Origin of the sequence: Paraburkholderia sp. (assembly GCF_036488505.1) — a bacterium.
Taxonomy (GTDB): domain Bacteria; phylum Pseudomonadota; class Gammaproteobacteria; order Burkholderiales; family Burkholderiaceae; genus Paraburkholderia.
Map to the genome: position 1 here is coordinate 1 of NZ_DASXHN010000071.1, position 6,329 is coordinate 6,329.

6 protein-coding genes and 1 other RNA gene are annotated in these 6,329 nt (G+C 65.1%); 5 read left to right on the top strand and 2 right to left on the bottom strand.

Features of this window, described 5'->3' with window-relative positions; translation table 11 throughout:
- Both ssrA and VGH68_RS04075 read left to right on the top strand, forming a co-directional pair.
- Window positions 1-329: a transfer-messenger RNA gene (gene ssrA / locus VGH68_RS04070) on the top strand; the annotation flags it as partial.
- Between the two features lie 403 nt (window positions 330-732).
- Window positions 733-1,101, top strand: a complete 369-nt coding sequence (locus VGH68_RS04075) for a hypothetical protein (protein ID WP_331602214.1) — start codon at window positions 733-735, stop codon at window positions 1,099-1,101.
- Window positions 1,102-1,273: 172 nt separating this feature from the next.
- Here VGH68_RS04075 and VGH68_RS04080 read toward each other — a convergent pair whose 3' ends face one another.
- Both VGH68_RS04080 and VGH68_RS04085 read right to left on the bottom strand, forming a co-directional pair.
- The gene (locus tag VGH68_RS04080; RefSeq protein ID WP_331602215.1) at window positions 1,274-1,540 is read right to left on the bottom strand and encodes a hypothetical protein; all 267 of its coding nucleotides are present in this window, start codon (window positions 1,538-1,540) and stop codon (window positions 1,274-1,276) included.
- Between the two features lie 190 nt (window positions 1,541-1,730).
- The gene (locus VGH68_RS04085; RefSeq protein ID WP_331602216.1) at window positions 1,731-2,810 is read right to left on the bottom strand and encodes a substrate-binding domain-containing protein; all 1,080 of its coding nucleotides are present in this window, start codon (window positions 2,808-2,810) and stop codon (window positions 1,731-1,733) included.
- 134 nt (window positions 2,811-2,944) lie between these two features.
- On the opposite strand from VGH68_RS04085, the gene VGH68_RS04090 reads away from it, so the two are divergent.
- The 3 genes from VGH68_RS04090 to VGH68_RS04100 form a co-directional block, all read left to right on the top strand.
- The gene (locus tag VGH68_RS04090; protein ID WP_331602217.1) at window positions 2,945-3,430 is read left to right on the top strand and encodes an NAD(P)H-dependent oxidoreductase subunit E; all 486 of its coding nucleotides are present in this window, start codon (window positions 2,945-2,947) and stop codon (window positions 3,428-3,430) included.
- The gene (locus VGH68_RS04095) at window positions 3,427-5,004 is read left to right on the top strand and encodes a formate dehydrogenase beta subunit (protein WP_331602218.1); all 1,578 of its coding nucleotides are present in this window, start codon (window positions 3,427-3,429) and stop codon (window positions 5,002-5,004) included. The genes VGH68_RS04090 and VGH68_RS04095 overlap by 4 nt, the downstream gene beginning before the upstream one ends.
- 14 nt (window positions 5,005-5,018) lie before the next feature.
- The coding region (locus VGH68_RS04100; protein ID WP_331602219.1) for a 2Fe-2S iron-sulfur cluster-binding protein at window positions 5,019-6,329 on the top strand (1,311 nt) is incomplete at its 3' end.

Consider the following 6,329-nt stretch of genomic DNA (forward strand, 5'->3'; position numbering starts at 1 on the left):
GCATGTCGAGGCCCCGTAACCTCGTAAATCAGCGGGAAAAACGTAACTGCAAACGACGAAACGTTCGCACTGGCAGCCTAAGGGCCGCCGTCCTCTGCCTAGTTCACTGACGGGCTAGAGTCGCAAGACCGGTAGCAATACCGACAGAGGTCATATACGTCAGTTAAGCTCGGGTGGCGTCACGACATCCGGGTCGAAAATCTAGTGAATCGCCGTAGCGCAGCGTGTTCGTCCGCGTCGCTGCGGTTAAATCAAAAGACAGAACTAAACATGTAGAACTAGTCGTAGAGGACTTCTGGACGCGGGTTCGATTCCCGCCGCCTCCACCAAACACACCATCCTGAATCCACCCAGGATCTCCCAAAAACCTCGCCAACCATCAGTTGGCGGGGTTTTTGTTTTGCGCGGCCGGGTGTGATCCTGCTAGTCGGAACCGAGGAGGCGGAGGCGTCCAACGAATGTCGCCAGCGTCCCGTCGCATGTCCGTCCGAGCCAATCAACGCCTCACATCGGTACACCACAGCCGGAACATGCCGATAGCCGAAGTGAAGCAGGAGCAAACCGCGCAAGCCGGCGAGTGAAAGTCAGTCGATCGCTGCCGCCCGGAATACCCTCCCGCCCCCATCCGTTTCCTGATGGCGCGCACCACGAGAGGCAGCGAATGTCCCACGCTGCCTACACTGAAAGCGCGCCTTCCATCGCAACCACGTGGTGAACACAGGAGCCCCGATCATGCGCAAGTCGATTCTCTTCCTCGTCCCGCTCGCGTTAGCCGCGTTGCAACAAAGTGCGTTCGCCGATCCGCCCAAGCTGGACAACGGCCGCTTCGTCAACGCGGACGGCATGACGCTGTACACGTTCGACAGGGACAGCAAGCCGGGCGTAAGCGCCTGCACTGGCGGCTGCATGAGCAACTGGCCGGCGGCCACAGCGACTTCGATGGACAAGCCTTCCGGCGACTGGACGCTGATCCCGAGCGCCGGCGACTCGCAGCAATGGGCGTATAAGGGCCATCCGCTGTATCGCTACGCGGCCGACAAGCAGCCGGGAGATGCGAAGGGAGACGGCTTCAAGGACATGTGGCACGTCGCGAAGCCTTGAAGAAGCGCGCGATCCGGAACCAGGCCCGCCAATAGACCGTGGCCTATGGAACCGTGGAGCGCAAAGCACAACGCCGGCGCGTAAAGCCGGCGTGAGTTCAAACGTCAAACGTCAAACATGGAACATCCAACCTCGACCGGCGCATCTCAACGGCCCACCGCCGAGCGAAATGTCACTCGTCCTTCGGGCACTGCAGGTTACAGCCGTTAGGATCGCCCATGTCGCCACGCTTACGCGCGGTGGAGCGTCTGCCGTGCTGATACTTGTCCGACGGCGCCGACGCGGCGAACGGCATCTGCGGATGCTCGTTGATACGGAATTCGTCCGTCAGGATGCCGCCCGGCACGCCGGGTGAATTCTGCGCGAACGCAACCGAGACGGTGCCACAGAGCACACCCGCCGCGGCAAGCGCGGCACATGCGTGTAGGAGAGCTTTCATAGGAGTTCGGCGCGGCGTCGCGCATGGTTTAAAGCGGAAGCGGAGCCAAGAGAGTAGCCGAAACGACCGCGCTTCGCAGCGTCACCGGCTACCGCGATGCCGCTTTTATGGTTACGACCTCTTACGCCACGCACTTGCACGCCACGCGCTTATACGACACCCGTCGTACGTCGCCTTCCCACGCGCGCGTTCACTCGGCCACGTCCGCAAGCCCATCGGCCACATCCACCAGCTTGCCGCAGTCGCGCGGATCGTAGCCGTCGAGGTGCTCGACGCTATGCCGGAACGCGCTGCCGCGCAGCAGTTCGATCACTGTCGCAAGCGGTGCGCGTCCGAGGTGCGCGCGGTCGCACGCGAAGTAATAGTCCTCATCGACGATAGGAATGAAGTCGAGTCCGAAGTGATGCGCGGCTGGCTCGACGCCGAAGCCGACATCCGCCATGCCGCTCGCGACGAACGCCGCGATCGCCGAATGTGTGAGTTCCGCCGACGCGTATCCATTGACGCGATCCGGGTCTATGCCGAGTTGGCGCAGCGCCAGATCGAGCAGCATCCGCGTACCGGAGCCGGGTTGACGGTTGACGAAACGGATGTCGTCGCGCGCGAGATCGCCCAGCCCGCCGATCCGCTTCGGATTGCCCTTGCCCATGAAGAGCCCCTGCTTGCGCCGCGTCAAATGCACGAGCACATGGCGCTGCGGATCGAGCCAGCGCCGGTAGGTATCGGCGCAGGTCGCGCGGAACTCGCCGAGCGGCAGGTGAAAGCCCGCCAGATCGCATTCGCCGCGCGCCAGCGCGCTAACCGCATCCGCGCTGTCGCGGTACTTGATATCGACCGGCAGATCGTTCGCGACGAGCGCCGTGACGAGCGCGGCCACCGCATAGCCATGCGATGCGTGGATGCGCACGTCGTCGGCGGGTGGCGCAAGCCAGCGGTTCAGATCGCTCGCCACCTCGCTCGCGAGCGCCTGCAGGTTGCCGTCGAGCCGCTCGCCGCAGAGCTTCTGCGCACGCAGCATCGCGCGCCCGAGTTCGGACAGCACCGAACCGCGCCCGCGCTCTTTCGCGATCAGCGGACCGCCCAGGCGTTCCTCGAGACCGCGCAGCAAGCCCCACGCGTGCCGGTAGGACAAACCCTTAAGCGCCGCAGCCTGCGCAATGCTCCCGGATTCGTCGACGAGTGCGAGCAACGGCACCACGTCCGACAGGCTGGCCTCGCGACCGTCCGCGCCCTTCACTACCAGTTCGACCTGGCACTCGATCCTGACCATATATGAGTAGTTCTTTCCTATTGCACACACCGACTGAGCCGCCTATCGTTCGGCTATACCATATCGAATAAGCGAAGCATACGTGCACGTATTATGATTAACAAGTGCATATATCGCTCTGGAGGAGCCCCCAATTGGACGAATCTCTCGCCACCGCGGTGGATCAGCTCGTGCACCGTCACGCGCAGCCGGGCAGCTCGCTGCTAGCAATCCTGCACGCGATCCAGGACGAACTCGGCTATGTGCCGCCCCGAGCGGTCGAACCGCTGGCCCGGGCGCTCAATCTGTCGCGCGCCGAAGTGCACGGCGTGATCACCTACTATCACCATTTCCGCACCCAGCCGCCGGCGCCGGTCACCGTGCAACTGTGCCGCGCCGAGTCGTGCCGCAGCATGGGTACCGAAGCGCTCGCCCAACATATCGAGGCGCACACCGGTTGCCACTTCGACACCGCGCATGAGCCCGGTGCGACGGTCGAACTCGAATCGGTCTATTGCCTCGGCCAATGCGCACTGTCGCCGGCGATGATGCTCAACGGCACGCTGCACGCCCGCGTATCGCCACAGAAATTCGACACGCTGTTCGCGGCCGCTCGAAAATGCGTGGAGGTGCCGGCATGACGCGCATCTATGTGCCCCGCGATTCATCGGCGCTTGCGCTCGGCGCAGATGCCGTCGCGCAGGCGATCGAAGCCGAAGCGAGCCGCCGCGGCATCCAGATCGAACTGGTCCGCAACGGCACGCGCGGTCTGCTGTGGCTCGAACCGCTCGTCGAAGTCACGACGCCGGGAGGCCGCATCGGCTATGCGAACGTCGAAGCCGGTGATGTCGCCGCGTTGTTCGACGCGGGTTTGGTCAGCGGCGGCGAGCATGCGAGCCGCGTCGGCGTGGTGGACGAGATTCCGTATCTGAAGAAGCAGCAGCGCCTGACCTTTGCGCGCATCGGCATCACCGATCCCCTGTCCATCGACGACTACGTCGCGCACGGCGGCCTCGAAGGCTTGCGCCGCGCGCTGGAGACCGACGGCGACGCAGCCTGCGAAGCGCTGATCGAGTCGGGCCTGCGGGGCCGCGGCGGCGCGGCGTTCCCGGCCGGCATCAAATGGCGCACGGTGCGCGGCGCGAAAGCGGCGCAGAAGTACATCGTCTGCAACGCCGACGAAGGCGACTCGGGCACTTTCTCCGACCGGCTCGTGATGGAAAGCGATCCGTACCTGCTGATCGAAGGCATGCTGATCGCGGGCGTCGCGACCGGCGCGACGGTCGGCTACATCTACGTGCGCAGCGAGTACCCCCATTCGATCGCGACGCTCGAAACCGCGATCGCCCGCGCGCGCGCCGCCGGCTGGCTCGGCGACAGCGTGCTGGGTTCGAGCGCGCATCGCTTTGAGCTGTTCGTCGCGAAAGGGGCCGGCTCCTATGTGTGCGGCGAGGAAACCGCGCTGCTCGAATCGCTCGAAGGCAAGCGCGGCATCGTCCGCGCGAAGCCGCCGGTGCCGGCGCTCGCCGGCCTCTACGGCCAGCCGACCGTGATCAACAACGTGATCACCCTCGCGACCGTGCCGATCATCTTCGCGCGCGGCGCGGCGTTCTACAAAGACTTCGGCATGGGCCGCTCGCGCGGCACGCTGCCGTTCCAGCTCGCGGGCAATATCAGGCACGGCGGGCTGGTGGAACTGGCGTTCGGCGTGACGCTGCGCGAACTGCTCGATGAATACGGCGGCGGCACCGCGAGCGGCCGGCCCGCGCGCGCGATCCAGGTAGGCGGCCCGCTCGGCACCTATTTGCCGGAAAGCCAGTGGGACATTCCGATGGACTACGAGGCGTATGCGGCGGTCGGCGCGGTGATCGGCCACGGCGGTCTCGTCGTGCACGACGACACGTCGAATCTGGCCGAACTCGCGCAATACGCGATGCACTTCTGCGCGCTCGAATCGTGCGGCAAATGCACGCCGTGCCGGATCGGCTCGACGCGCGGCGTCGAGGTGATCGCGCGGATTCGCAACGGCGATACGTCGCCGCGCCAGGTGCAATTACTGCGCGATTTGTGCGACACGATGGTGTCCGGTTCGCTGTGCGCGATGGGCGGCATGACGCCGTACCCGGTGATGTCCGCGCTCGATCACTTCCCCGAAGATTTCGGTCTCGCCGCCGATCACCCAGCCGAGCACGTGGCCAAAGCGGCCGCGGCCTGACCCAGGAGCCCACTATGTCCGATCTGATCAACTCCTCTTCCGGCGGCTGCGGCTCAGGCAATTGCGCGTGCAAGTCGCAGGCGCAAGCACGCGCGGCCAACCCGCTCGACGACCGCACCGACTACGGCACCCCCGCGCGCCACTCGGACGTCGACGTGACGCTCGAAATCGACGGCCAGCCGGTCACGGTGCCCGCGGGCACCTCGGTGATGCGCGCGGCGATCGAAGCCGGCGTGAACGTGCCGAAGCTGTGCGCGACCGATTCGCTTGAACCGTTCGGCTCGTGCCGTCTGTGCCTCGTCGAAATCGAAGGCCGGCGCGGCTATCCGGCTTCGTGCACGACTCCTGTCGAAGCCGGCATGAAGGTCCGCACGCAGACCGACCGTCTGCAGTCGCTGCGCCGCAACGTGATGGAGCTGTACATCTCCGATCACCCGCTCGACTGCCTTACCTGCCCCGCCAACGGCGACTGCGAACTGCAGGACATGGCCGGCGTGACGGGCTTGCGCGAAGTGCGCTACGGCTTCGACGGCGCGAATCATCTGAAGGACCAGAAGGACGAATCGAACCCGTACTTCACGTACGACCCGTCCAAATGCATCGTCTGCAATCGCTGCGTGCGGGCATGCGAGGAAACCCAGGGCACGTTCGCGCTGACGATCACCGCGCGCGGCTTCGAGTCGCGCGTCGCCGCCAGCGAAGATCAGCCGTTCATGGACTCGGAATGCGTATCGTGCGGCGCGTGCGTCGCCGCGTGCCCGACCGCGACCTTGCAGGAAAAGACCGTCGTGATGCTCGGCCAGCCCGAGCATTCGGTCGTCACGACCTGCGCCTATTGCGGCGTCGGCTGCTCGTTGAAGGCCGAGATGAAGGGCAACCAGGTAGTGCGGATGGTGCCGCACAGGAACGGCCACGCGAACGAGGGCCATGCATGCGTGAAGGGCCGCTTCGCGTGGGGCTACGCGACGCACAAGGACCGCATCACGAAGCCGATGATCCGCGCGAAGATCACCGACCCGTGGCGCGAAGTCAGCTGGGACGAAGCGATCAGCTACGCCGCGTCGGAATTCCGCCGCATCCAGGCGAAGCACGGCCGCGATTCGATCGGCGGCATCACGTCGTCGCGCTGCACGAACGAGGAAACCTACCTCGTACAGAAACTCGTGCGCGCCGCGTTCGGCAACAACAACGTCGACACCTGCGCGCGCGTGTGCCATTCGCCGACCGGCTACGGCCTGAAGACGACGATCGGCGAATCGGCGGGCACGCAGACTTTCGCGTCGGTCGACAAGGCCGACGTGATCATGGTGATCGGCGCGAATCCG

Coding starts and splice junctions, on each gene's coding strand:
- VGH68_RS04085 (WP_331602216.1), bottom strand. CDS start 2,810: ATGGTCAGGATCGAGTGCCAGGTCGAACTGGTAGTGAAGGGCGCGGAC.
- VGH68_RS04075 (WP_331602214.1), top strand. CDS start 733: ATGCGCAAGTCGATTCTCTTCCTCGTCCCGCTCGCGTTAGCCGCGTTG.
- VGH68_RS04080 (WP_331602215.1), bottom strand. CDS start 1,540: ATGAAAGCTCTCCTACACGCATGTGCCGCGCTTGCCGCGGCGGGTGTG.
- VGH68_RS04095 (WP_331602218.1), top strand. CDS start 3,427: ATGACGCGCATCTATGTGCCCCGCGATTCATCGGCGCTTGCGCTCGGC.